The organism is Candidatus Microthrix subdominans (genome assembly GCA_016719385.1).
GTDB classification, from domain to species: domain Bacteria; phylum Actinomycetota; class Acidimicrobiia; order Acidimicrobiales; family Microtrichaceae; genus Microthrix; species Microthrix subdominans.
Genome location: JADJZA010000007.1, coordinates 296,103 through 321,056 on the forward strand (window position 1 = coordinate 296,103; position 24,954 = coordinate 321,056).

The following is a 24,954-nucleotide window of genomic DNA, read 5'->3' on the forward strand; positions in this document are numbered from 1 at the left end:
TCCACCGATGAGCCCATCGGTTGGTCGTACGATCGCTGGCATGGCTGAGCCCATGAGAACCCCAAGAGGGGGACAGATCGACGACCTCGAACAACGCGAGTTTTCGCGCGCCAGGAAGGGCTACGAGCCCTCCGAAGTACGCGCCACCCTCGTGCAAACTGCGGCTGAGCTGCGCCGCCTGCGCGCCGAACGCGGTCGTCTGAGCGACGAGCTGGCGGCAGCGCGCGCCGAAACCGAACGGGTCCGGCGTCAGGCGGAGTCGGCACCGGTCGTGTTGCCCGACGACGCTGAGCTGACGCGCGTGCTCGGCGAAGAGATGGTCAAGCTGCTCGACGATGCCCGCACCACCGCCGCCGGCATTGCCGAGCGCGCCGAGGAGGCTGCGCAAGGGGCCCGCTCCGCAGCAGAGGCCGAGGCGGCCGAGCGCTTGGAGGGGCTCGACGAGGAACTGGCCGAGCGCCGCGCCGAAGCCGAAGCTGACGAGCGCGAAATCTTGGAACGGGCCAACAACGTGCTCGCCGAGCGGACCGAGCTGGCGGACGAGGCCGCGGCCGAGCTGAAGGCGCAGGCCGAAGCCGAACTGGCCGAGGCCCGCCAAGCGGCCCGCGAACACATCGAGGCGGGTAAGGACGAGGGCCGCCGCCTGGTCGTCGAGGCCAAGACGTTCCGCGAGCGAATCCTGCGCGACCTTGCCGGTCGCCGAAAGCTGGCCCGCAAGCAGCTCGAGTCGATGCGGGCGGCCCAGGAACGGCTGCTCGGTGCGTTCACGGCGTGCGCGGTGGCGGTCGAGTCCGCCACCGGCGAGCTGCACACGGCCCTGCCTGAGGCCAAGATGGCGGCGGACGACGCCGCCAAACGAGTCACCGACGACATCGAGGATGTCGTCGTAGCGATGGAGGCGGCGATCGCCACCGGCGAACTGCCCGCTGTCGTGTTGGGAGAGATCGGGCGACCGGACCTGTCCGGGCGGACCGCGCTGACCTCCGCCGCTCTCCCCGTGCGCCATGATGAGGCCGAGCTCCCGAGCGGCGTCGCCGAGGCTGCGGACGACGACGGGACGATCGAGCCCCAGGACGAATCGGACGGCGTCGAGGCGTCGGCGAACGAGGACGACATCGACCACCCGACGGGTGCCGAGGACTCGGCCGGGTCGGCCGATGATGCGGAGACCGACGGGACTGCCAACGGCGAGCCCTTGGACGAGGTGACCACCGGCGAACACCCGATGGTCGGTTCCGAGCTCGAATGGACCTCCCTGGACGTGGCCGACCTCCTCGATGAGTCCGACGGCGCTGAAATGTCCGCGGCCGAGAGCCCATCGGCGCCGACCGGCCGGGAGCACCTCCGCCTCGTGGCCGGCTCGACGCCCCCACCGGCCGAGTCGGACGAAGAGCCGAATTCGGCTGAGCCTGCAGCGTCCGATGCGGAAGCAGCGGGTGGGGTAGGTCGTGCCGCTGACGCTGTGCAGACCGACGGCGGTGCGGTCGCCGTCGTCGATGACCCAGCCGACATCGAGGGCGCTGTCGGTGATATAGCCGACATCGAGGTGGGCGACACCGTTGAAGACGACATCGAGGCCGAAAGCGAGGAGCCGGCGGTCGTCGGCGACCTGTTCGCCCGCTTGCGGGCCGAGCGGGACCAGGCGGTCGCCCAGGCCCGAGAAACCTTGGGCGTGGACGACGCTGCCGATGCCGAGGCTGGGGGTGACCTCGACGGGCAGCTGACCGGCGACGATGACGAGGTGGACCCCCTTGAGGCCTTCGAACCCGCCGACGACGAGTCATCGTCAATCGTCGACGCAGAAGAGGCCGACGAGATCCTGGACCACCGCGACGACGCGATCGGTCCCATCGAACGGGGCGTTTCCCGACGGGTGAAGCGTCTGGTCGACGACGAACAGAACGAGCTGCTCGACGCGCTTCGCCGCAGCCGTCGCAACATCACCGTGAGCGGCCTGTTGCCCGACACGGACGAGCAGGTGGGTGCCCTGATGGAGTTGCTCGGCGCCGACCTGACCGACGCTGTGGCCGCCGGTGCCGCCTCGGTCGCCGCCCGCTCGGGTACGCCGGTGGCGCTGGGCAGGGCCAACCTCGAGCGTTTGGCAGGTCAGCTGGAGACGGCGATCGCTGCCCGCCTCGTCAACCCTTGGCGGGACGAGGTCGCGACGATGATCTCCGCCGAGCCCGACCGGGGACAGCTGTCCGAGCGACTGCGCAGCGCCTATCGGGAGCGCAAGACGGTGGCCCTTCCCGAGCTCGCATCCGGGGTGGTCGTCGTCGCCTACAACGTCGGTGTCGCCGCGGCCGCCAAGCCCGGCCCCGGGCTGGACTGGGTGCTCGACCACGGTGGCGAGCCCGCCGAGGCACACCTGGCCCGCATCCGGGGCGGGGATCCGGCCGGTCTGATCGAGGTGCTGTCAGCGCCGGAGGTACCCGTCGGGTGCCGCTGCATGCTGGTCACCCGTCCCGGCTGAGCCAACCCACCCCGCCAAGCCGTGGTCGATCGAGACACGTCGGTCGCCACGGCCGACGGCCGACGGCTCACGGCTTCGGCCCACGGCCCACGGCCCACGGCCCACGGCCCACGGCCCGGTGAAGCTGAGAGTCGCGGGTACGGGGCGCGCCCTGACCGAGATCCGCCCGGGCGTCTTGTAACCTCCGCCCATATGCGAATGCCCCGGGATATGCCCCGCCCTTCGTCGCGCGGCGGGCGTTCACCGTCGGTCGGTTTCAGGAAGACGCTCATCATCTCGGTGGTGGGCTTGATTGCGATCCTCGTGATTTTGCGCATCGCGGCTGAGGTGCACTTGGAGTACCTCTGGTACGACTCGCTGCTTCAGCCGGACACATGGCTGACGGCGACCGGAGCGAAGTTCTTTCTCGGCATCGTCTTCTCGCTCGTCTTCTTCTTGGCATGCTTGTCCAGCTTGACGGTGGCCGACCGGGTCTCGCGGCGCCAGGAGCTGTTGGGCGCAGACGAGTTCATCCTGCGCTATCACGAGCTGATCGGCACTCGACACCGCATCGTGCGGGTGGTTGCGGCACTGGTGCTGGCGTTGGCCGCCGGCCTGCCGGCCATCAACCAGTGGGATCAGTGGCTGTTGTTCCTCAACGGTTCGACCGTCGGCGTGACCGACCCCCAGTTCGGCTACGACCTTGGCTTCTACTTCTTCACCCTGCCGTTCCTGGAGTACGTACTCACCTGGCTGTTTGCAGCCTTGATCACGATCGCGTTGGCCACCGGCGGCGTGTACTACCTCAACGGCTCGCTGCGCCCCCGTGGCGCCCGAAAGGCCGGGTTTGGAACGCCTGCGGTCAAGGCGCACCTGTCGGTGCTGTTGGCGGCGCTCGCCCTGGTGAAAGCCGCCGAATACTTCTTCGTGGCGCGGCCTTCGCTCACCTTCGCCGAGGGCCGGGTCTTCGATGGCGCCGGATACACCGCGATCAACGCCCAGTTGCCGGCCACGCTGCTGCTCACGATGGTGTCGCTGTTCTGCGCTGGCCTCTTCATCGCCAACGTGAAGCGTCGTGGTTGGGGGTTGCCCGTGGTGGCCCTCTCGCTGTGGTTGGCGGTCGCGGTGCTCGGCGCCGGCGCTCTACCCGCCTTCGTGCAGCGCTTTCAGGTCGATCCCCAGAAGGCCGCACGGGAGATCGACTTCATCAAACGCAACCAGTCAGCCACCGAAGCGGCCTACGGGCTCGACACGCTGAAGACGGCCGATTTCGATTACACCGAGAACGTCACCGCGGCCGATGCTGAGAAGGCCTCCCCGGTGATCGAGCGGGTGCCCGTCCTCGATCCCGTGCTGATCGGCGACACATTCCGGGCCCAGCAGTCCAAGAAGCCCCAGTTCTCGATGGGCCAGGTGTTTCTTGACCGCTACGAGATCGAGGGGTCGTCGCAACCTGCCGTGTTGTCGGTCCGCGACCTGTCGCGCAAAGACCTACCCGGCCGCTCGTGGGAACAGGAACACCTCGTCTACACCGCCGGCGAAGGGGTAGCGCTGGCCGCCGCCGACCGCGTGGCCGCCGACGGTCGACCCGACTACCTGATCGAGGACCTGCCGGTCCGAACCTCCGACGAGTTCAAGCTGACCAAACCCCAGGTGTACTTCGGGCGGGGGCTGGCCGACTGGTACGCGATCGCCGGGACCTCGCGAGAGGACGGCGAGAAGTTCGACGGTTCGACCGGCATCAAGCTGGGCACCTTCTGGCGCCAGCTGGAGACGTCGCTGCGCTTCGGTGCGATCGATCCGCTGATCTCCTCGTCGGTCGACGAGAACTCCCGGCTGCTGATGCGCCGCGACCCCAACGAGCGACTGTCGGCCCTGGCCCCGTTCGTGTCCTGGTCTTCCGAAGCTCTCCCCGTCGTCTCCGAAGGCCGGGTGAAGTACCTCCAGATGGGCTACACGACCGTCTCCACCTACCCCTACGCTCAGTTCTCGCCCACCGACGACCTGCCGGAAGGCTCGGACCTGCGGTCGCGTCGGTTCAACTCGTTGCGGGCTGCGGTGGTCGCCACGATCGACGGCTACGACGGCTCGGTGAAGATCTATCGCATCGACCGCGAGTTCTCCGAGGGTGCCGCCATCGACGAGGATCCGATCATCGCCGCATGGGAGCGAGCGATGCCCCAGTTGTTCACGCCGCTCGACAAATTGCCGGAGGACCTCCGCACTCATCTGCAGTATCCCGACGAACTGTTGCGTGTGCAGTCGCGTATGTACGGCCGCTACCACGTGAAGGACCCCGAGACCTTTTACGACGGCTCGGAAAACTGGGTGGTCGCCCGCAACCCCGGGGATGCGGTGGCCGAGGCGTCTGGGGCGGGTTCGGGACCGATCCCTCCCACCCAGCTGATGCTGGACCGCGACGGCGCTCCCGGCTTCGTACGCACCCGGCCGCTGACGCCGGGCACCGAGGACGCGGCCCGCGCCGACCTGGCCGCCTATCTGGTCGGTGATTCCGACCCGGACCGCTTCGGCGACCTGACCTCGTACCGGATGACCACGGTTGAAGCCGACGGGAAACGCCGTGAGGGCGCCGAGGTGGAGAACCCAACCAGAGCCCAGGTGGCGATCAACAACGACGCCCGGATCTCCCAGAAGATCACGCTGCTGAACCAGAGTGGGTCCAACGTTCGCTTCGGCGCCATGATGCTCGTTCCCGTCGGCAACAGTGTCTTCTACATCCGGCCGCTCTACGTCGTCGGCAAGGGCGAGGACAGCTCGCCGGCGCTCAACCAGGTGGTCGTCGTGTGGAAGGGTTCGGCCTTCCTGGGCGACACCGCCGAAGAAGGTGTGCTCAACGCCATCCGCGGCAACAAGGTCGATGCGCCCGAGGCCACCGGCAGCACGCCCGACCCGGGGGCTGAGACACCGACGCCGACGACCACCCCAGAGGGTTCGACGCCACCCGCCGACGATGCCACCGCGGCCGAACTCGTGTCCGACGCGATCCGGACGATGGACGAGGCGGAGAAGGCCAAGGGTGGGGAGGGCGGCCTGGCCGAATACGAGAAGAAGAACGCCGAGGCGAAAAATCTGCTCGACCGGGCGGCAAAGCTGCTCGACCGACAGCCCGCCGATGGCGCACCGGCCTCGACGACCGTCGCTCCCTCGACCACCACGCCCACCTCGCCCGAGCCCGGGTAGCCACCCACCCGCAACTCGGGAGTTGAGAGCGCGGTCTGGCGGTCGTGTGGGCTCCCGAGTTCGGTAGTTTGTGTCTCACCACTCGGTAGTCGGGAGTTGAGAGCGCGGTCTGGCGGTCGTGTGGGCTCCCGAGTTCGGCAGCGTGTGTCTCACCACTCGGTAGTCGGGAGTTGAGAGCGCGGTCTGGCGGTCGTGTGGGCTCCCGAGTTGGCGGGCTCGTCCGAGTTGGCGAGCTCGCCGGCCGCCGTGTCTTAGCGGGCGGCGGTGCGCGCTTCGGATTCGGCGTCGAGCTCCTCGTCGTGATGCTCCTCGCCGGCGAGCATGCTCATCGCCACGACGGCGACCCCACCGATGATCGCCAGCAGGATCGGCACCCAGACGTCGCCGGACGGCATCGTCATCTCGTTGGTCTCGGTTCCGTTCGGCCAGGGCCACAGCACGCGGAGCGAACCGAGCATCAGGCCGGTCAACCCGGCGAGCACCAGCTGGTGATAGTTGTGCAGTGCCCAATGCAGGAAGGTGGAGAAGCCGGCCAGGCCGAGCACCGCACCCAGGCCAAACACGACGATGAGCGCCAGGTCGCGGTCGGAGACCGCCCCGAGGATGGTGTCGTAGAGGCCGAGCATCAGCAGTAGGAACGAGCCGGAGATGCCGGGGAGGATCATGGCGCAGATGGCGATGGCCCCGGCAATAAACACGTACCACAGCGCCGGATCGCTCACCGGGCCGGAACGCAGCCCGAGCACGAAGAACGCCACGACGGCGACGACGACCAGGGTGACCGCCCGAGCGGGGTCCAACTTGAGGCGTTGGGCGGTGACCACGATCGAGCCGACGACCAGGCCGAAGAAGGCGGCGGCCATGCGCACCGGGTAGTCCTCCAACAGGCGCTCGATCGTGTGGGACAGGGCGATGATCGCCACGCCGATGCCGAGCAGCAACGGAAGAAGAAAGGCCCAATCGACCGCCTTGAACTTCTCCACCGCCCCGGAGAAGTCACCCTTCACCGCAGCGCCGAGCACCGCAGCGCCCTCGCGCACCGTGTCGATCAGGTGCGTGTAGATGCCGAGAACCAGGGCGATCGTCCCGCCTGACACGCCGGGAACGATGTCGGCCGCGCCCATGAGGAACCCTCGTACGACCTGCATCGGAGCTTGTTTCAGCATCCGAGCACGGTAGTGGTTGGCCCCCGATGAGAGGGAGTTGACCCTGCGACGGCAGGCCGGGTCTTTTGACGTCGCAGGGGGCGAGCGGCTTCCATGTCCGGGTCCTGTGCAATCCGGCACGCGTGAGCAACGCGCGTGGCCTGCCAACTGGGGAGGCGCCCGAGCGCTTCCCGGAGGAACTCATGACCAACCTGTTCGCTTCTGAAGGCGGCTACCAACTCTTTGTGCTTGGCGGCGCCGAATGGTTTTGGCTGGTGTTCTCGATGGTGGTGGCGCTGCTGGCGCTGGTCGTCGGCGTGGTGAGCATGAAGGGGGTGCTGGCCAAGCCGACCGGCACCGCTGAGATGGAGGAGATCGCCGGCGCCGTGCAGGAGGGGGCGATGGCCTACATCACCCGCCAGTTCCGCACGATCGGCATCATCGTGGTTCCGCTGGCGGTGATCGTGTTCCTCACGTCCAGCAAGGTGATCGATGAAGGCAGCGGCGAGGGCCTGAACTTCGCCCAGTCGGGGGGCTTTCGCACCCTCGCGTTTCTCGTGGGTGGGCTGGCGTCCGCCTCGATCGGGTTCCTCGGCATGTGGCTGTCCACCCGAGCGAACATTCGCACCGCCACCGCCGCCAAGGCCCACGACATGAACGGTGCCATGCAGGTGGCGTTCCGCGCCGGAGGCACGGTCGGGCTGTTCACCGCCGGCTTCGGGCTTTTGGGCGCAACCGCAATCGTGATGTTGTTCCAGAACACCGCCTCGTCGATCCTGATCGGCTTCGGTTTCGGCGGTTCGCTGTTGGCCCTCTTCCTGCGGGTCGGTGGCGGCATCTTCACCAAGGCCGCCGATGTTGGCGCCGACCTGGTGGGCAAGGTCGAGGCGGGCATCCCCGAGGACGACCCCCGCAACCCGGCCACCATCGCCGACAACGTGGGCGACAACGTGGGTGACTGCGCCGGCATGGCGGCCGACCTGTTCGAGAGCTTTGGCGTCATCCTGGTCGCCTCGATCATCCTGGGTATCACCGCCTTCAACTCGGTGGGCATCGGCGTCGGTGGCGCCGCCAAGGGCATCATCTTCCCCCTGGCGATCATGGCGATCGGGCTGTTGGCCTCGGCCGTGTCGATCTTCTCGGTCAAGGCCCGCCCGGGCGAGACCAATGCCCTGCCCCCGATCAACCGCGGCGTGCTGTTGGCGTCGGTGATCACCCTGGTGGGCGCAGCGATCGTCGCGTTCGGCTACGTGGGCAACCCCGAGGGCTCCACGATGTCCAATTTGGGCCTGCGACTCTTCCTGGCGATCGTCGCCGGCGTCGTGCTGGGCCAGGTGGCCAGCCGCATCACCCAGTACTACACGTCCACCTCGTTCAAGCCGGTGCGTGACATCGCCGACGCCGGACGAACCGGTCCGGCCACCGTCGTGCTGTCGGGCATCTCCTCGGGCATGGAGTCGGCCGTGTGGGCCGTCGTCGCCGTTGGCGGAGCCATCCTGGTGTCGATCGGCATCGGTGGAGGTGACATCAAGTTCTCGCTCTACCTGGTGGCCCTGGCCGGCGTGGGCATGCTGGCGACCACCGGCATCATCGTGGCCGAGGACACCTTCGGTCCCATTGCCGACAACGCCCAGGGCATCGCCGAGATGGCCGGCGAGTTCGAGGGCGAGACCGAGGTGATCCTCGATGGGCTCGACACGGTTGGCAACACGACCAAGGCCGTCACCAAGGGCTACGCCATCGCGTCGGCGGTCATCGCCGCAGTGGCGCTGTTCGCCGCCTTCCGCGAGATCATCGCCGAGGAACTCTTCAACGGCGACTTCGCCGCCGCAGTGATCAACATCGCCGACCCGAAGATCTTCGTCGGAGCTCTGCTGGGCGGCGCCGTCGTCTTCTTGTTCTCGTCGCTGTCGATCCTGGCGGTCAGCCGCACCGCCGGGGTGGTCGTCGAGGAGGTCCGCCGCCAGTTCCGGCAGAAGCCCGGCATCATGAAGGGCACCGAGCGCCCCGACTACGGCCCGGTCATCGACATCTGCACCTCTGCGGCGCTGCGTGAGCTGGCCACCCCGGCGCTGCTCGCCGTGCTGTTGCCGGTCGCCGTCGGCTTCGGCCTGGGCGCCGAGGCGCTCGGTGGCTACCTGGCCGCTGCGATCGTCATCGGTGCGTTGATGGCCAACTTCCTGTCCAACGCCGGTGGTGCGTGGGACAACGCCAAGAAGTACGTGGAGGACGGCAACGTCGGCGGCAAGGGCTCCGACGTCCACACCGCCGTCGTCATCGGCGACACGGTGGGCGACCCGTTCAAGGACACCGCCGGCCCGGCGATCAACCCGCTGCTCAAGGTGATGAACCTGGTGGCGCTGCTGGTGCTGCCCGCCGTGTTCTCCCTGGCGGACAACGATGCCGCCCGTGCGATCATCACCGTGGTCGCCGCGGCCGTGCTGATCGGTGCCGTGGTGTTCTCCAAGGGCCAGGGCTCGGCCATCGCCGACGAGCCGGCAGTCGAGCGGACCGACTCGGCCCCGCTCTAGGCCCGCCAACCGACGTCTAACGTGTAGCGAAAGGCTCCAACATGTGCACCAAGGTCCTTTGGCATGACCCGTCCGGTCCGGTCCTCGTCGGCCGCAACATGGACTACCACCGCGACACCGGCACGAACCTGTGGTCGCTGCCGAAGGGCCTGGAGCGCAACGACGGGGTGGGTGGCTCGCTGAGTTGGACCGCCGTGTACGGCAGCGTGGTCGCAGCGGCCTACGACATGATGACCGTCGATGGCATGAACGAGGCGGGCCTGTCCGGGCACATTCTCTGGCTGACCGAATCTCACTACGGCGACCACGACCCGGAGCGCCCGGCGCTGTCGATGGCGGTGTGGCTGCAGTACTTCCTCGACAACTTCGCCACCGTCGCCGAGGCGGCGGCGTGGATTGCCGAGACCAAGGTGCAGGTCGTCCCGTTGAGTGATCCGGCCACCGGCGAGGTGCCGGCCGTGCACTTGGCGCTCAGCGACTCGACGGGCGACTCGGCGGTGATCGAGTACACCGACGACGAAGCGACCGTGTGGCACAGCCCCGACTACAAGGTGATGACCAACTCGCCGACCTACGACCAGCAGCTCGAGCTGCTGGCCACGATCGAGGGCTTCGGCGGCGATGCCCCGCTGCCGGGTTCAACCCTGGCGGCCGATCGCTTCGCCCGGGCAAACTACTACGTGGGCCGGCTGCCGACCCCGACCGGCCAGGTCGATGCGATCGCCTCAATCCTGAGCGTGATCCGCAACGCTGCCCAGCCGTTCCGCATTCCGGATCCGGATCAACCCCACGCATCCCAGACCCTGTGGCAGACGGTCGCGGACCTGACCAACAAGCGCTACGTGTTTACCTCGACCACCCGACCCAACGTCGTGTGGGTGGATTTCGCCGACCTGGACCTCACCGAGGGCGCCTCGGCGGGACGGCTCGACCTGATGGGCGACACCGCGCTGCAGGGCGGTCTGGCCGGCAACGTCGGAAAGCGTTTCGAGGAGCGGGCACCCCTGGAGTTCCTCAGCCTGGCCTGACAGCCAGCGGAACGCGTCACTCCACCCCCTTCACAACTGGCAAGGGAACGGCGCCCCACCTTCGAACCGGGGAGCCGAGAGCGCGCTCTGGCGGTCGTTTGGGCTCCCCGGTTCGTCGCCTCTCCGGTTCGTACCTGCTTCTGAACGTCAGCGGACGGTGACGACGACGGCGTGCCAACCGGTGGCGCCGTCGGGGTCCGGGCGGCTGGGCTGAGCGGTTTGGGTGACGCCGTCGCCGTCGGTGGCCCGCACGGTGAGGGTGTGTCGGCCGGGTGTGGCATCCCAGTCCAACCACCACTGACGCCAGGTGGCCTCGGACAGCTCGGGCCCCAGCGTGGCTGCGCGCCACGGGCCGCCGTCGACGCGCACCTCCACCTTGGACAGGGCCCGGATCCCGGCCCAGGCGACCCCGGCGATTGTGGCCGCCCCTGCGTTGACCGTGGAGCCTTCGGCTGGCACATCGATGCGGCTCTGGGTCTTGATCGGCGCCTCCTTCGACCAACCTCGCGGAACCCAGTAGCCGGTGAAGTCCTCCCACGTGGTCAGCTCGATCGTCTCGAGCCACTTACACGCGGAGACGTACCCGTAGAGCCCCGGGATGACGAGACGGGCCGGAAACCCGTGGATGAGGGGAAGCGGCTCGCCGTTCATGCCGACCGCGATGATCGCCGGCGGGGTTGGGTCTCCCGGGGGCCGATCGAGCGTCTCGATCGGGAAACCGCAGCTCCAGCCGTCGGTCGAGGTGGCGCCCACCTGGGTGGTGCCGTCGGGAATGCCGGCCTCGGCAAGGAGCGGTGCCAGCTCGACCCCCTGCCATCGAGCGTTGCCCACCAGGGAACCGCCCACCTCGTTGGAGACACAGCTCAGCGTGCAGTCGATTTCGATCTGCTCGCGAGCCAGCAGATCGGCGTAGCTGAGGGTGAGCGGACCGCGGCTGCCGCCGCCGATCGTCAGCTGCCACGTTGCTGGGTCGACGCTGGGCACGGTGAACGCAGTGTCGATGCGGTAGAAGCCGTCGTTGGGGGTGATCAGCGGCGAGAGGCCGGGCGTGGCGCCACCGCCGGAGCCCGCATTGGGCAGGGCCTCGAGCTGTTCGTCGACCGCGGGGAGCTTCACCTGTCGACGTGCGGCGGCGGCCTGGCTTTTTCCGCCGACAAACCGGATCGCCCCTGCGAGAGCCAACTGGGCGATCGCCACCATGCCGAGGCCCCTGACCAGGGTGCGCCGCCCAACGATCGAGGTGGGCGGGGGAGTGTCGGCCCCGGTGGCCGGCTCGTCGGCCGGCATGTCGTCGTCGGTTGCGGCCGCGGTCTCCGCGCCGAAGAGCATCCACAGGGCGACCGCCGACACGGCCCCGCCGACGATGGCCCCCAGCCCGGCGCCTGGCCCGCCGGTGCGCCCGGACCAGGCGGCGGAGGCACCGACGAGTGCCACCGCTGCGGCGCCCGCCGACGCCCAGGCGGCCTGGCGACGACCGCAGGCGGCGAGCCGGCCCAGTCCCGCCGAGATTGCGGCCAGGATCAGCAGGGTTCCCACGATCGTGGCGGGCTTGTCCAGGGTCCCCAGCGTCGAGATCGCCCACTCCCGCACACCGGTCGGGCTGAGGTCGACTACCCGATCGGCAATCGCCAGCAGCGGCGAGCTGATCGGTCCGATCAGTGCGGCCAGCAGCTCAGCGGTGCCGAGCCCGACCGCCCCGGCGAGGACGCCGGCGGTCGCCGGGTTGGCGACCGGAACCGCCCGGCGGGCGTCGGCCGAGTGGCCGTCCGACCGGGGGGTGGGGACGGTGGTGGGGTTGTGATAGGACCTCGACATCGCGCTTCACCCTTACACCCCGAACCGGCGCAGCGTCGCCGCGCGGCTGCGGCCGCTCTCAGCAGTGCGCCAAACCGGCGCTTTGCTGTTGCTGCCCGTCGCCGTCTCGATGGCCCTGTCCGGGTGCTCGAGCGGACCATCGATGGCGCAATGGGCCAAAGAAGCCGACCGGGTGTGTGCCGAGATCAACGCCGAGGTTGAGGCGCTGCCCAAACCCGGTAACGATCTGGCCACCTTCGATGCCTATATCGGGCGGATCCGGCAGTTGCTGACCACCGAGCAAACCAAGATTGCCGACCTCGACGGGCCGGACGGCGAAACGCCCACATCGATGGCCGAGTACCTCGATCGACAACTCGAGCTGGTCGCCGACCTCGAGGAGGCGGCCGGCGATGGGGACGGGATGCGGGTGCGCTCCCTGCTCGACCAGTCGGCGCGCGAGCTGGGGCCGATGGGCAGGGCCACCGCCAAGGCGACCGGTGTGACCGAGTGCGCCACGACGGGTCCGGTTGGCGGCTCGGCCGACACCACCGCCGCGCCGACGTCGAGCACCACGCCCGCCGGGTGACGCCCGATCGGTCGGGCAGCCCTGTTCGGCCGGTGTCGGGTTCGATCCGACGGGCAGGGCGGCCCGGTCAGCACCCCGGGGTGCCGTCGGAGCCACCCAGGAGCAACTCGTAGACCTCGGTCTCCTGCGTTCGCCCCCGCAGCTGAACGGTTTCTCGCAGCGCGTAGCACCCGCTGTCGAGCGCCCGTCGGCTGGCCGGATTCGCCCCCCCGTCGGCGGCCGCGATCGAGCCAGCGTCGGCGAGCACCCCCGACTCGCTGTGCTTGGCCCCCTCGCACAGGCGGGCGGCGATGTTCACCACGTCGCCGATCACGGTGTACTCGTGACGGTCCGGGGTGCCCACGTAGCCGGCGAGCGCTGTTCCTGTCGCCACGCCTACCCCGGCGCGGGGCGAGCCGGGGAGCTTGGCGAGGGCGCTCGGAAGCTCGGCGGCGGCGCCGAGGGCCCGAGCACCGTGGTCGGCCTGCGGGACGGGAGCCCCGAAGATGCACAGCGCAGCGTCGCCCTCGAACTTGTTGATCCACCCTCCGTGGGCGGTCACGACATCGGCGATCGCGCCAAAAAACCGGTTGAGCATCTTGACCACCTCGCGCGGGGCATGGGCCTCGCTGTAGGCGGTGAAACCGTCCAGGTCGACGAACAGCACGCTGAGCTGGCGCTCCTCGCCGCCCAAGTCGTGCTGATGGTCCATCGCCCAGCGGGCCACGTCACGGCCGACGTGACGTCCGAACAGGTCGTGGAGCACGGCTCGTTCCTCAAGGCCCTCGGTCATCGAGTTGAAGCCGGCCGCCAGGCGTCCCAGGTCGCCGCCGTCGTCGAGGGGTACCCGCACATCGAAGTTGCCCTCGCCCACCTCGCCCATCGCGGCGCACCCGCTCGATGCGCCGACCAGTGGAGGAAGCGGCCCCCCACATCACTGCTCCGCCCGCTCCCAGCCCGACGCCGAGCAGCGCCGCCAGCCGCCAGTGAGGCATCGCACGGCCGGTCGGGGACGTGAGTAATGCCAAGCCCACCGCGAGCAGCGGCAGCCCGCTGCCCAGTAGCCAGAATAGCCAAATGCGCCGCTCGACGTCCCTCTGGCGCCGGCCGAGAACCTGGCCGGCCTGAGCCAGGTCGATCAGGGGGCGGATCGGCCGGTCGAGCAGCAGGTAGATGGAGGTGCTGGTCACCAGGCCGACCACGGCGATGCCGATGCCCACCCGGGGCGAGTGGTTCAACCAGGCGAAGATCAACCCGGCCAAGGCCCACCACAAGTAGTTCTGCACCGACAGCGTCAGCGCCAGCCGCAGCACCAGACCTCGTCGGAAGCGACCGGGGAGGCGGCCCCGCTCGGCCCACCGCACCGCCAGGTTCATCAGCACGTTCTGAATGAGGAATGCGATCAACGTGACGACGATCAGGTAGGCGAGAAACACTCGCTCGTTCAGTGCGTCGTCGCGGGGGCGGCCAGCGTCGTTCCAAGGGAACAGGAAGCGGAGGTAGACCCACACCAGCATCCCGCCGACGACGTTGGCGGCCGCAAAGCGGATGCGGATTGCCCATCGCAGTCCGTCCGCCTGTTGGGCAGCTTGGACACCCCGAAGGTGTTGGGGCGCACGGGCCTCGGTGAGCTGAACCGTCGCGCCGCGGACCGGCGAGGCGTCGTCGAGCGTGTTGTCGGAGGTCACGGCACCTCCCGGCGTCGGGTTGGTCCCTGGTTTGGTGAGGTTCGGCATGCTCTGGCCCCCGCTTCTATCGTATCGGCGGGCCGAACCCAGGCGGTGGGGAACGCCTTGGCACACGCCAACCGGGCCCTCGACCGGACGTGACCGCCAACGTCCCCTATCCTGTCCCGATCGCCATGTCTTCTCCCCGCCGCGCATGGTCGGCCGCTCCATCTCGCGTCCGGTCATCCCTTGGTGCCGTCATCTCCTCCCGAACCTTGATGAACACGGGTCGTCCGTTGCGACGGTCGGCGCCCCGGCGCCCGCTCAGGACGCTGGCTCAGGCGACGGCTGCGGTCGTGTTGTTCGCCGTGGGTGTCGTCGCGTCGCCCGCAGGGGCCGCCCCCGCCCAGGACGACGTCGCACCGACCTCGGACCCGCCCGTCGCCACGGCGGCGACCGCTGTTCCCGCTCCCGCCGACACCCCTCCGGCGACGAACGATCCCGCCCAGAACGACCCAGCGGCCGATCCACCCTCCCCCTACGCCACCGCTTCGCCGACCGTGGTCCCTGGCACCGAGCCGAGCGACACCGGGCCGAGCGGTTCGGGATCGGGCGATGCGGGCCCCTCGAGCAGCCAGCCGTTGTTGTTGCAGCAGGCGGTCGACAAGGCCAAGGGCGAGGTCAGTCGGCTCACCTCGGCCCTGACGGCGGCGGAACAGGCCGATGTTGTCGCGCGCGAGGCGGCGGCCAAGCGGGACGGAGAACTCGCCGAGGAGGCCAAAGCGGAGGGCGAGCGGGCCAAGAAGGCCCGGGCCCTTGCCGGTGAGGCGCGCACGGACTCCGAGAAGCTGGCCGTGCGGCTCAAGAGCGCCGACGTCGACCGGGTCGACGCCAACGAGGGACTGCTGAAGACGGCCGGCAAACTGCGGACCTATTCGGTGGCCGCCTTCGTCTCCAACAGTGCGCCCGCCGGCCTGGATGGAATCTCCGACGACGCCGAGCTGCTGTCGTCGCGGCGGCGCGAGCTGCTGCGCAGTTCGGGTCGGGCGCACGTGTCGCGGACCAAGGAAGCCGAGATGTATGTCGCGGCCGCCGAGGTGCAGGTAGACGAGCTTGCCAACCAACGGGCCGGCAAGGTCGCCGAGGAACAAACGCAGCTTGAGATTGAGTCGGGCCACCTCGGACGGGTGGAGGCACTCGTGGAGGAGCGGGCCGCGGCCGAGCAGGCCGAGCTGGCCCGTCGCCAGAGCGCCGCTCAGGAACGCTTGACCGTGCGCAAGGACTTGGAGCGGGCCGGTACCGTCTCCGAGCGGTTCGTTGCGTTGGCCCTTGACCAGACGACATCGATCAACGGCGAGCCGTTGTTGGCCGCTGAGGACCTGTCCCGCTGGTTCGTCGCCGACGGGCGGCGGGCCAACACCACCGTGCCGATCGAGGAGCTCGCCCGGCTGTTCATCGAGGAGGGCCGCAGCGAGTCGATCCGCGGCGATATCGCCTTCGCCCAGTCGATTCTGGAGACAGGCTCCTTCAGCTACCCGAGCTTTGGTCAGGTCCGCGGCACCGACAACAACTTCGCCGGCATCGGGGCCTGCGACTCCTGTTCCAATGGCTTCGGGTTTCCCGATGCCCGAACCGGTGCCCGAGCCCAGATGCAGCTGCTGAAGATCTATGCCAATCCCGGCTTGACGTCGTCGCAGTTCGCCAACCCAAAGGTCCGCTGGGACCCCGAAAAGTTGGGTGTGCGGGGCTGTTGTTCCACCTGGAAGGACCTGGCGGGCGTGTGGGCGACCAACACGAGCTACTTCGGTCAGATCCAGACGGTGTGGAACGAGATCGTCACCTGGGTGGCCAAGGACTACGTCGCCTCGTAGTTGCCGGTGTGGTCTCGACGTCGGGTGGCCGAAGCCGCCCGGCGCGGATCACATGAATTTGGTCTTGTTCGAGGCCTGGTAGCTGTTCAGGTCGATGCCGGTGACGCCGAAGTCTCCGATGGCGCCCATGAAGGCGGCCATGTGGTCGGTGCTCATGTGGGCGTCGACAGCGTCCTGATCGGCCCATTCTTCGAAGATTCGGTAACTGCCGTCCTCGAAGGGATCGGCGTAGAAGCCGTAGCTCACGTTGCCGGCCTCGGCGCGGGTGGCCGTGACCAGTGGTGCCAGCGCTTCGTGAAACGCAGCGGTCTTGGCCGGGTCGAGGCTGACGGTGCCGGAGACGATGATCATGGGTGCCCTCCTTGAGATGCGCGCACCACGGCGGCGGCGCCGAGCGCCGAAGCTAGCGGAGCGGCTGCGTCGGTGGGCCCGCCAGGGGTGAGGGAATCGCAGCAGCCCGGGTGGGCCGACCGGGTTCAGCTGGTGGTGAGCCGAGGGAAGAGCGGGGTGCCCTTGTCGACGGGCACGCCGCCCGGGTAGCCACCCCAGGCCAGGCCGTCGGGGACGCGCACGTCGGTGGGGCGGTTGGGCTGGCCCTCGGCGTCGGTCAGGCCGATGCGGCGCCACAGCTCGTCGGTCGAATCGATGAGCGCCGGCGAGGCCAGCACGGCGACGATTCGCAGCACCTCGAGCGCATCGCCCAGCACCCGGTCGACCGCCGGGCCGGGCTCGGCCTTCCACGGCTCGTTGTTCTCCAGGTGGGCGTTGGCCTCGCGCACCAGCCGCCAGGTGGCCTCGAGGGCTTTGGGTGGCGAGGTCTCGGCCCACTCCCGGACCGCCTCGGCGACGACCTCGGCGGCGATGGGGGCCAGTGGGCTGTCCGGGTCGGGGGCCGGACCGACACCATCACACTTCTTGGCGACCACGGTGGCCACCCTGGCGGCCAGGTTGCCCAGGTTGTTGGCCAGGTCGGTGTTGTAGCGGACGACCATGCCCTCGTAGCTGAAGTCGCCGTCGGGCCCGAAGGGCTGTCCGCGCAGAAACTGGTAGCGAAAGCCGTCCACGCCAAAGTCCTCGACCAGTTCGGCAGGGGTGATCTGGTTGAGCGACGTCTTCGACATCTTCTCGCCGCCGACCAGCAGGTAGCCGTGCACGTTGAGCTGCCGGGGCGGTGCCTCGCCGGCGGCCATCAGCATGGCGGGCCAGTACACGCAGTGGAACCGCAGGATGTCCTTGGCCAGCAGATGGTTGACCGACGGCCACCAGTCCTCGAAGCGCTGGCGATCCGAGTTGTAGCCGATGGCGGTCACGTAGTTGATCAGCGCGTCGTACCAGACGTAGAACACGTGACCCTCGGCCCACGGCACGGGGATGCCCCATTGAACGGCCGATCGGCTGACCGAGATGTCCTGAAGGCCGCCACGGATCAGGCCGAGCGCCTCGTTGCGCTTGCCCTCGGGCTGCACGGCGTTCGGGTTGGTCTCGTACCAGTCGAGCAGCGGCTGGGCGAACGCCGACAGGCGAAAGAACCAGTTCTCCTCGGACAGCCACTCGACCGGCTTGCGGTGGATCTCGCACAGCGGCGTGTCGCCGCCCGAGGGGTCCTCGACGAGGTCGTCGTCGTTGTAGTAGGCCTCGCAGGGCACGCAGTACCAGCCCTCGTAGGTGCCCGAGTAGATGTGGCCGTTGTCGTGGATCCGCTGCATGAAGGCCTGGACGGTGTCGATCTGTCGGGGCTCGGTGGTGCGGATGAAGTCGTCGAAGCTGATCTGCAGCAGGTCCCAGGCCTGGCGGTAGCGGTCGGCGTTCAACTCGGCGTGCTCGGCGGGCGTGCGGCCAGCTGCTTCGGCCGCCCTCGCCACCTTCTGGCCGTGCTCATCGGTGCCGGTGAGGAAGAACACCTCGTCGCCGATCAAACGGTGCCAACGGGCCAGCGCATCGGCGGTGAGCGTGGTGTACGCGTGGCCGATGTGGGGGGCGTCATTGACGTAATAGATCGGGGTCGTGACGTAGTAGCGGCTCACACGCCGAGGTTACCGACACTGCCCCGACGTCCCGAATTGGCTTGGGGCGGCGGGAGCGAAAGGAGGCCCGGTAGTATCTGACGGGCCGTCAGAAACTCGGCGGGACCGATCGAAGGGGAGAGAGGCGATGTCGAGCATCATTGGGGAGGGGGAGCAGCTGCGGGGGATCCAGTTGCCGATCCAATCCAAAAGCCCGACGTTCGCCCAGCCCTGGGAGGCCCAGGCCGGTCCGGGCGATCTGGCCCGCATCGCCGCCGCTGCCGACGAGTCCCGCCTCGGGTACGTGGCGGTGTGTGACCACGTGGCGGTGCCGACCGATGTCGACATCAGCTCCACCTGGTACGACACGGTGGCCACGCTCGCATGGCTGGGCGCCCGCTGCCCCAACCTGTGGCTGCTCAGCCACGTGTACGTGCTCGCCTACCGTCACCCGCTCGTTGCCGCCAAGGGCTTCGCCACCCTCGATGCGCTGACCGGAGGCCGGGCGATCATGGGCGTCGGTGCAGGCCACGTTAGGGGTGAGTTCGAGGCGCTCGACGCCGACTTCGACGGTCGCGGTCCGGCGTTGGAGGAGGCGATCGGCGTGCTGCGCACCGCGTTCGAGGCGGCCAACCCGGGCGACGTCGATGCCGGATTCACCCTGGCCGGCGAACGCTGGAGCGCCGACCAGGTGCGGGTCGGCCCGCCCCCGACGCGCCCGGGGGGCCCGCCGATCTGGGTGGGTGGCTCGTCGCCGGCGGCGGTGCGCCGCGCCGCCCAGCTGGGCGACGGCTGGCTGCCCCAGGGCCCGCCGGAGGGCGGCATGCGGGCGGCGATCGAGCGGATCGGCCAGCTGCGCGAAGCGGCCGGTCGAGCGGACGAAGGCTTCGCCGTCGGGGTGCTGTGCGAGCCGGTCCGGCTGGGCGACCCGGTGACCGACCAGCCCTCGTACGCGCTCGGCGGCTCGGCCGATCATGTCGCCGAGCGGCTTGGCCGTTACGCCGAGCGCGGTATCAACCAGCTGCAGCTGAGCTTTCTGGCCACCTCGGTCGGGGACTACTGCGACCAGTTGCTCCGCTTTGGTGCCGAGGTGGCCCCCCACTTGCCGCCCCAACCGGCCCCGCCGGCCGATCCGATCCGCTGAGCCGAACCTTTCAAGCCAACCACCCGAGCCCGACCTCCCCGAGAAACGGACACCCTCATCATGACGAGCGACCAGCCCGCAGCGGACGCACCCAACCCCGATCACGAGTGGAAACTGATCATCGGCGGCGACCGGCCAGCCGGCGGAGCCGGCACCTATGACGTGATCAACCCGGCGACTGAGGAGGTGGTCGGGCGAGCCCCGGAGGCGACGACCGCCCAGGCCGCCGACGCCGCCGCTGCGGCGGCCGAGGCCTTTGACGCCTGGTCGCGGACCACCCCCGAGCATCGCTGCGAGCTGCTCAACCGGGCCGCCGAGCTGCTCGACGCCCACGCCGACGAGCTGGTGCCGCTGGTGCAGGCCGAAACCGGCGCCACCATGCGGGTGGCAAAGTCGATGCAGGTCCCGCAGGCCGCCGCCCGCTTCCGTCGCTACGCGGAGGGGGCCAAGGAACCGACGGTCACCCCGCTTCGCCCCCAGACCGTGCCGGCCACCGCGCTGGCGCCCGGAGGCGTGATCTCCGCCATCGCCAACCGGGCACCGGTCGGCGTGGTCACCGCCATCTCGTCGTACAACTTCCCGGTCGTCAACATGGCCGGCAAGGTGGCGCCCGCACTGGCGATGGGCAACACGGTCATCATGAAGCCCGCCCCGCAGGACCCGCTGGGCGTGATCCGCATGGCCGAACTGCTCGTCGAAGCCGGCTTTCCGCCCGGCGTCGTCAACTGCGTCGTGTCCGAGGACGTTGCCCCGTCCGAGGTGCTGACGACCCACGACGCCGTCGACATGGTGAGCTTCACCGGCTCGACAGCGGTCGGCCAACGCATCGCCGAGGTGGCCGGCTCCCGCATGAAGCGGTTGCTGTTGGAGCTGGGCGGCAAGGGTGCCTGCGTCGTGCTCGACGACGCCGACCTCAAGGCGGCGATCGGCGGCATCGGCTCGGTGTGGGGCTTCCACTCCGGCCAGATCTGTACCAGCCCCACCCGCGTGATCGCCCAGCGTGGCATCTACGACCAGCTGGTGGCCGGGCTGACCAAGACGGCCGCCTACATGCCGGTTGGCGATCCCCTCGAGCGGGGCACGGTGGTCGGGCCGGTGATTTCGGCTGCCCATCGCGAGCGGGTGGAGGGATACGTCGAGATGGGTCGCAGCGAGGGCGCCACGATCGCCGCCGGTGGCGAGCGTCCCGACATGGAGCGCGGCTTCTACGTTGCGCCCACGCTGTTGGCTGACGCCACCAACGACATGACGCCCGTGCGGGAAGAGATCTTCGGCCCGGTCGTGGCCGTCGTCCCCGTCGACGATGCGGAGGAGGCGCTGGCGGTGGCCAACGACTCCGACTTCGGGCTGTACAGCTACGTGTTTACCGCCGATACCGGCGTGGCGATGGACATGGCCAAGCGCATGCGATCGGGCAACGTCGGCCTCAACACGCTGCAGCGCAACCACGACGCACCCTTCGGTGGTTTCAAGCAGTCCGGCGTGGGCCGCGACGGTGGCTCCTACGGGCTGGACGCTTACGGCGAGCTGCAGTCGATTGTCTGGTCGAGCTGACCGGATCACCGCTGTTCGGCGGTTGTGGGCACGCAACGCAATCAGCTCGGTCGATCTGCGTGCCTACAACCAGATCCGTTGCCTTCAGGCGGGCTGCTCATCGAGTTCGATCGGTCCGGTGTGCTCGGCCGTTGACGCGGGTGCGAGCCAGCGGATGAGCACGGCCAGCACGGCGATGGCGATCGCTGCCCGGCCGACCGGCTGGAGCCCCTCGACGACCAGGTAGCCGATCGCTCCAACCCCGGCGACGGCACCCAACGCTGCGGCCCAGGTGTGAATTCCGGTCAGCTTGGGTGCCAGCAGGGACCGCACCTCCACCGGTGCGGCCTTGGCAAGGATCGGGAACAGGATCGCAATCAGCACCCCAAACCACAGGGGTCGGGTGGCCCACCACAGCGCGGTGCCTGGCGTGGGTTGGGCGACGCCGACCGACGCGCCGAGGGCCACGGCACACACTGCGATCGCCAAAGCGGTGAGGTGCCACAGATACAGGGTCATGCCGCCGGCGCCGACCTTGACGACCGGCCGCCAGTAACGGTCGTCGTCGAGGAGGCGCCGCAGCCGACCCCAACAGCCGAGGATCAGTCCCAGTTGCGCGCACCCGAGCGCCACCAGGGCCACGCTGGGCGGCGCCATGTTGGACACCTCGCCGGCAACGCCGACCATCGAGATGCTGTACGGCCCGATCCCAACCATCAGGACCAACGCCGTGTAACCGCCGGCGACGAGCAGCCACCAGCGATGCCGGTTGGCGACCAGACGCTCCCAGCTCATTCCGGCCTGGGCGAGCGCCGCCCACACGAACACGAAGTTGAGTCCGGCCAGCGCGGTGTCGTGGTCGCCGAAGCGGATCACGTCGATGAGCACGGCGGCGGCCAGCCACGGCGCAGCGGCCCACCACCCCAGCCGAGCCTGAAGGCGGACAAGCAGCGGTGTGATTGCGGTGACGACGAGGTAGACGCCCAGAAACCACAGCGGCTTGGAGACCAGGCGGTGCCCGGCATGGATCATGCGTCGTTCCAAATCGGCTGCGCAGCGACGACGATCAGCAACCACACGGCCAGCATGGGAAGGGTGGGGGCCAGCAGACGTCGCAGCCGGGTGGCGATCCAGTCCGCCCAGCGACCGCCTTCGTGCTGGGTGCGTTGCCAGGACACCGCGTTGGCGAAACCCCCGACGATGAAGAACAGTGGCATCACCTGCAACACCCAGGTGAGCCACTGGGTCCATGGACGCAGCTCCAACATGTTGGAGATCTGCAGGCGGTAGGCCCCGTCGCCGGTCGACTCGGTGCCGATCGCCGCCATCAGCCAATGGCCCGCCACGACGACCACCAGTGCACCGGCACGCACCGCATCGACCACGCGGTCCCGCTGGCCGAGGTCGGGGTTGGCCACGGGGTTCGCCGTATCCGCCGGGTTGACGATTGCCGGCGGACACCTCCGTGAGGATGCCGAGGGGTCGCTCGAATGGCTCATCAGCTCATCATGATGTGCGGTCAGCCTCGATCTCCTGACCGGGATCCCCCAGATACCGCTGGGGGATCCCCCAACGACGTGTCATGGACGCGTGGCGGTGACCAGGTGAGCTGCTGCCCCATAGCGAACCCCCGTGCCGTCGTGGTGCGGGCTGAGCGCCTCGGTCAGGGCCTCGCGAACCGGCTGGAGCAGCGTCGGATTGGCTTCGATCACCGGTGCCATCGCCGAGCCGGAGGTGAGGAACTCCACCGCCGAGCCGATCGGCCCAGGCCCGCCCAGGTAGATGCCGTCGGTCAGCGTCCGGGCCGAGGCGTCGGCCCACCCCGATCGCTCGAGGATGGCGACCGGTTGGTCGGGATCGGCCATCGAGAACGGTCCGGGAGCATCGGTCGGCTCGGGCTTCTGCGGACCGGTGACCGACTCGAGGAAGGGTTGTGCTGCGGCGCGCGGCTCGGTGAACCAGGGGTTGAGGTCCGGCGCGGCCCAGCAGATGAAGGCCAGCCGAGCGCCTGGTGCGGCGGCGGCCGCCAGGTTGGCGAAGGCGGCGTCCGGGTTGGAGAAGAACATGACCCCGAAGCGGCTGGTGATCACGTCGTAGGGGCGTCCACCGTTCAGTGCGGTCAAGTCGGCCACCTGTGCGTCCGCAACCTGGAAGGTCGGTCGGTGGTCTCGTCCGAGCCCGGAGGCGTCGGCGGCGGCTCGTGCCCCGGCGATCATCGCCGCCGACAGATCGACGCCGACCGCTGCACCCGCTGCACCGACGGCGGCCGCGAGCGCCCTCGTGGTGAAACCGGTGCCGCAGCCCACGTCCAGGGCCGACTCGCCGGCGACCGGGGCGAGCTCGGCGACCAGCGCCTCGCTGTAGCCCCGCAGTTGGCCGTCGTAGGCGACGCTTCGCCGCACCCAGGATTGGCCGCGGCTGCCGGCCCAGAACTCCTGCATGGGGGCGTTGCCGGGATCGATCGTGGGTGGGGCAGCTCGGTCGGCCATGGCGCCAGTAGATCACGTCGACCCCGGTGTGTTGGAGCCCAGCCGATCGACGCCGCTGCTCCGCCGGAGGCCTACTTCTCCGGCGGGTGGATGCCGCCGCTGTCGCTGCGGAAGGCGGGCGTCACCTGCTCGGGCCCCACCTCGGCCTCGGGGATGATTCGGCTTGCTCGATCGTAGGTCACGTAGTTCCACGCCCAGTTGACCAACACGTTGGCACGGTTACGAAACCCGACCAGTTGCACCAGATGAAGGGCCAGCCAGGCCAGCCAGCCGAGCAGTCCCGAGAGGCGGATGCCGCCGGGCAGTTGGGCGACCGCCGAGGCCCGACCGATCGTGGCCATCGTGCCCTTGTCGGTGTAGCTGAAGGCCTCGGTCGCCTCGCCGTTGAGCCGCCGACCGATCATTGCTGCGGCGTGCTCGCCGCCCTGCATGGCCACCGGCGCCAGCTGGGGAAGGACCGAGCCGTCGTCGCCGTCGTGGGCAGAGGCGACGTCGCCGATGGCGAATATCTCCGGGTGCTCAGCGACCGACAGGTCGGCCCGCACCGGGATTCGTCCGCTCGGCCCGTCCGCCAACCCAAGCGCGTCGCCGAGCGGGCTGGCCCGTACCCCGGCCGCCCAGATCTTGGTGTGGGCGGGGATGGTCGCGCCCTTCCCGAGCAACGGACCGCTGAGCACCACCTCTTCGGCTCGCATCTCGTCGACGGTCGTGCCCAGCAGCACCTCGACCCCGCGTTGTTCCAACGTGGCCTTGGCCTTGGCGCCCAGCTTGGGGTGAAAGGACGCCAGCAGCGAGTCGCCCATCTCCACGAGCACCACCCGGGCCCGCCGGAGGTCCAAGCGGGGAAAGTCGTGGGCGAGCACGCGATCGATCAGCTCGGCCATGCCGCCGGCCAGCTCGACACCGGTGGGGCCACCACCGGTGATCACGACGTTGATCAGTCCGTCCTCGATCAACTCCGGCCTGGCGTCGGCCTCCTCGAAGCAGCTGAGCACCTGGGCCCGCACCGCCAGTGCATCTCGGAGCGATTTCAGACCAAAGGCATGCTGGGCCACGCCGGGGATACCGAACGTGTCGCTCACCGCACCGGCGGCGAGCACCAGATGGTCGTAGCCCAATGACGAGCCGTCGGCCAGGTCGAGCCGGTGTTCGTCGAGATCGCCCCCGATCACCCGGCCCATGCGCACCGACGCGTTGGCCTGGCGGTGAAAGATGCCCCGCGTGGCGTAGGTGACGTCGTCGCCGCCCAGGCCGGCGGTGGCCACCTGGTACAACAACGGCTGAAAGGTGTGGTGGTTGTGGGCGTCGACGATGGTGACGTCCACCGGGGCGTCGGCAAGCGCACGAGCGGCGGCCAGGCCCCCGAAGCCGGCGCCGACGATCACGACGTGATGGCGGTGGAGCCCGGGGCGATGCGCCCGGGGCTTGCGAAGCGAGGTAGGGCGGTTCACACGTTCAACATACGTCCGGCCCGGACAGGGGCACACCATGAGGCCACGGCACGTACGGCCTGCGCAGTTCGGCCCGT

Annotated in this window: 18 protein-coding genes; 8 read left to right on the forward strand and 10 right to left on the reverse strand. The window is 69.2% G+C overall.

Annotation, left to right across the window (positions count from 1 at the left end; translation table 11 throughout):
• Positions 1-40: 40 nt before the first annotated feature.
• Together IPN02_11485 and IPN02_11490 are read left to right on the forward strand one after the other, a co-directional pair.
• On the forward strand, positions 41-2,473 hold the full coding sequence (locus IPN02_11485; protein MBK9297431.1) for a hypothetical protein: 2,433 nt from the start codon (positions 41-43) through the stop codon (positions 2,471-2,473).
• Between the two features lie 282 nt (positions 2,474-2,755).
• Positions 2,756-5,653: a UPF0182 family protein gene (locus IPN02_11490; protein ID MBK9297432.1), complete on the forward strand. Its 2,898-nt coding sequence runs from the start codon at positions 2,756-2,758 to the stop codon at positions 5,651-5,653.
• Between the two features lie 251 nt (positions 5,654-5,904).
• On the opposite strand, the gene IPN02_11495 is transcribed toward IPN02_11490, so the two are convergent.
• Entirely contained in the window at positions 5,905-6,819 is a 915-nt protein-coding gene (locus IPN02_11495; protein ID MBK9297433.1) for a DUF368 domain-containing protein, read from the reverse strand.
• 182 nt (positions 6,820-7,001) lie between these two features.
• On the opposite strand from IPN02_11495, the gene IPN02_11500 reads away from it, so the two are divergent.
• On the forward strand, positions 7,002-9,329 hold the full coding sequence (locus IPN02_11500) for a sodium-translocating pyrophosphatase (protein MBK9297434.1): 2,328 nt from the start codon (positions 7,002-7,004) through the stop codon (positions 9,327-9,329).
• Between the two features lie 41 nt (positions 9,330-9,370).
• Positions 9,371-10,357: a linear amide C-N hydrolase gene (locus tag IPN02_11505; GenBank protein MBK9297435.1), complete on the forward strand. Its 987-nt coding sequence runs from the start codon at positions 9,371-9,373 to the stop codon at positions 10,355-10,357.
• Positions 10,358-10,504: 147 nt separating this feature from the next.
• Here the strand turns inward: IPN02_11505 and IPN02_11510 are convergent, their stop codons facing one another.
• Positions 10,505-12,172, reverse strand: coding sequence for a molybdopterin-dependent oxidoreductase (locus IPN02_11510; GenBank protein ID MBK9297436.1), 1,668 nt, complete (start codon positions 12,170-12,172; stop codon positions 10,505-10,507).
• A 64-nt stretch (positions 12,173-12,236) separates the two neighbouring features.
• Between IPN02_11510 and IPN02_11515 the strand changes: the two genes are divergently transcribed.
• On the forward strand, positions 12,237-12,740 hold the full coding sequence (locus IPN02_11515; GenBank protein ID MBK9297437.1) for a hypothetical protein: 504 nt from the start codon (positions 12,237-12,239) through the stop codon (positions 12,738-12,740).
• Between the two features lie 67 nt (positions 12,741-12,807).
• Here IPN02_11515 and IPN02_11520 read toward each other — a convergent pair whose 3' ends face one another.
• Positions 12,808-13,602: an adenylate/guanylate cyclase domain-containing protein gene (locus tag IPN02_11520; protein ID MBK9297438.1), complete on the reverse strand. Its 795-nt coding sequence runs from the start codon at positions 13,600-13,602 to the stop codon at positions 12,808-12,810.
• Positions 13,496-14,407, reverse strand: a complete 912-nt coding sequence (locus IPN02_11525; GenBank protein ID MBK9297439.1) for a hypothetical protein — start codon at positions 14,405-14,407, stop codon at positions 13,496-13,498. The genes IPN02_11520 and IPN02_11525 overlap by 107 nt, the downstream gene beginning before the upstream one ends.
• Positions 14,408-14,664: 257 nt before the next feature.
• On the opposite strand from IPN02_11525, the gene IPN02_11530 reads away from it, so the two are divergent.
• A complete protein-coding gene (locus IPN02_11530; GenBank protein MBK9297440.1) occupies positions 14,665-16,257 on the forward strand; it encodes a glucosaminidase domain-containing protein in 1,593 nt (530 codons plus the stop codon).
• 48 nt (positions 16,258-16,305) lie between these two features.
• On the opposite strand, the gene IPN02_11535 is transcribed toward IPN02_11530, so the two are convergent.
• Both IPN02_11535 and IPN02_11540 read right to left on the reverse strand, forming a co-directional pair.
• Complete coding sequence (locus tag IPN02_11535) at positions 16,306-16,608, reverse strand: antibiotic biosynthesis monooxygenase (GenBank protein ID MBK9297441.1); 303 nt, start codon at positions 16,606-16,608, stop codon at positions 16,306-16,308.
• A gap of 125 nt (positions 16,609-16,733) precedes the next feature.
• Positions 16,734-18,281: a methionine--tRNA ligase gene (locus IPN02_11540; GenBank protein ID MBK9297442.1), complete on the reverse strand. Its 1,548-nt coding sequence runs from the start codon at positions 18,279-18,281 to the stop codon at positions 16,734-16,736.
• A gap of 127 nt (positions 18,282-18,408) precedes the next feature.
• Here IPN02_11540 and IPN02_11545 point away from each other — a divergent pair, with 127 nt between their 5' ends.
• The gene (locus IPN02_11545; GenBank protein ID MBK9297443.1) at positions 18,409-19,404 is read left to right on the forward strand and encodes a TIGR03619 family F420-dependent LLM class oxidoreductase; all 996 of its coding nucleotides are present in this window, start codon (positions 18,409-18,411) and stop codon (positions 19,402-19,404) included.
• Between the two features lie 60 nt (positions 19,405-19,464).
• Positions 19,465-20,958, forward strand: a complete 1,494-nt coding sequence (locus IPN02_11550; protein ID MBK9297444.1) for an aldehyde dehydrogenase family protein — start codon at positions 19,465-19,467, stop codon at positions 20,956-20,958.
• An 84-nt stretch (positions 20,959-21,042) separates the two neighbouring features.
• Here the strand turns inward: IPN02_11550 and IPN02_11555 are convergent, their stop codons facing one another.
• The 4 genes from IPN02_11555 to IPN02_11570 form a co-directional block, all read right to left on the reverse strand.
• Complete coding sequence (locus tag IPN02_11555) at positions 21,043-21,969, reverse strand: hypothetical protein (protein ID MBK9297445.1); 927 nt, start codon at positions 21,967-21,969, stop codon at positions 21,043-21,045.
• Entirely contained in the window at positions 21,966-22,355 is a 390-nt protein-coding gene (locus IPN02_11560; GenBank protein MBK9297446.1) for an acyltransferase family protein, read from the reverse strand. Before IPN02_11560 ends, IPN02_11555 begins: the two co-directional genes overlap by 4 nt.
• A 162-nt stretch (positions 22,356-22,517) precedes the next feature.
• The gene (locus IPN02_11565; protein MBK9297447.1) at positions 22,518-23,426 is read right to left on the reverse strand and encodes a methyltransferase domain-containing protein; all 909 of its coding nucleotides are present in this window, start codon (positions 23,424-23,426) and stop codon (positions 22,518-22,520) included.
• 71 nt (positions 23,427-23,497) lie between these two features.
• Entirely contained in the window at positions 23,498-24,916 is a 1,419-nt protein-coding gene (locus IPN02_11570; GenBank protein ID MBK9297448.1) for an NAD(P)/FAD-dependent oxidoreductase, read from the reverse strand.
• Between the last annotated feature and the right edge of the window lie 38 nt (positions 24,917-24,954).

Excerpts from the sequence above, each read along its gene's own strand:
- IPN02_11485 (MBK9297431.1), top strand. The coding sequence starts at position 41 with ATGGCTGAGCCCATGAGAACCCCAAGAGGGGGACAGATCGACGACCTC.
- IPN02_11495 (MBK9297433.1), bottom strand. The coding sequence starts at position 6,819 with ATGCTGAAACAAGCTCCGATGCAGGTCGTACGAGGGTTCCTCATGGGC.
- IPN02_11500 (MBK9297434.1), top strand. The coding sequence starts at position 7,002 with ATGACCAACCTGTTCGCTTCTGAAGGCGGCTACCAACTCTTTGTGCTT.
- IPN02_11505 (MBK9297435.1), top strand. The coding sequence starts at position 9,371 with ATGTGCACCAAGGTCCTTTGGCATGACCCGTCCGGTCCGGTCCTCGTC.
- IPN02_11510 (MBK9297436.1), bottom strand. The coding sequence starts at position 12,172 with ATGTCGAGGTCCTATCACAACCCCACCACCGTCCCCACCCCCCGGTCG.
- IPN02_11520 (MBK9297438.1), bottom strand. The coding sequence starts at position 13,602 with ATGGGCGAGGTGGGCGAGGGCAACTTCGATGTGCGGGTACCCCTCGAC.
- IPN02_11530 (MBK9297440.1), top strand. The coding sequence starts at position 14,665 with ATGAACACGGGTCGTCCGTTGCGACGGTCGGCGCCCCGGCGCCCGCTC.
- IPN02_11535 (MBK9297441.1), bottom strand. The coding sequence starts at position 16,608 with ATGATCATCGTCTCCGGCACCGTCAGCCTCGACCCGGCCAAGACCGCT.
- IPN02_11545 (MBK9297443.1), top strand. The coding sequence starts at position 18,409 with ATGTCGAGCATCATTGGGGAGGGGGAGCAGCTGCGGGGGATCCAGTTG.
- IPN02_11550 (MBK9297444.1), top strand. The coding sequence starts at position 19,465 with ATGACGAGCGACCAGCCCGCAGCGGACGCACCCAACCCCGATCACGAG.
- IPN02_11555 (MBK9297445.1), bottom strand. The coding sequence starts at position 21,969 with ATGATCCATGCCGGGCACCGCCTGGTCTCCAAGCCGCTGTGGTTTCTG.
- IPN02_11565 (MBK9297447.1), bottom strand. The coding sequence starts at position 23,426 with ATGGCCGACCGAGCTGCCCCACCCACGATCGATCCCGGCAACGCCCCC.
- IPN02_11570 (MBK9297448.1), bottom strand. The coding sequence starts at position 24,916 with ATGGTGTGCCCCTGTCCGGGCCGGACGTATGTTGAACGTGTGAACCGC.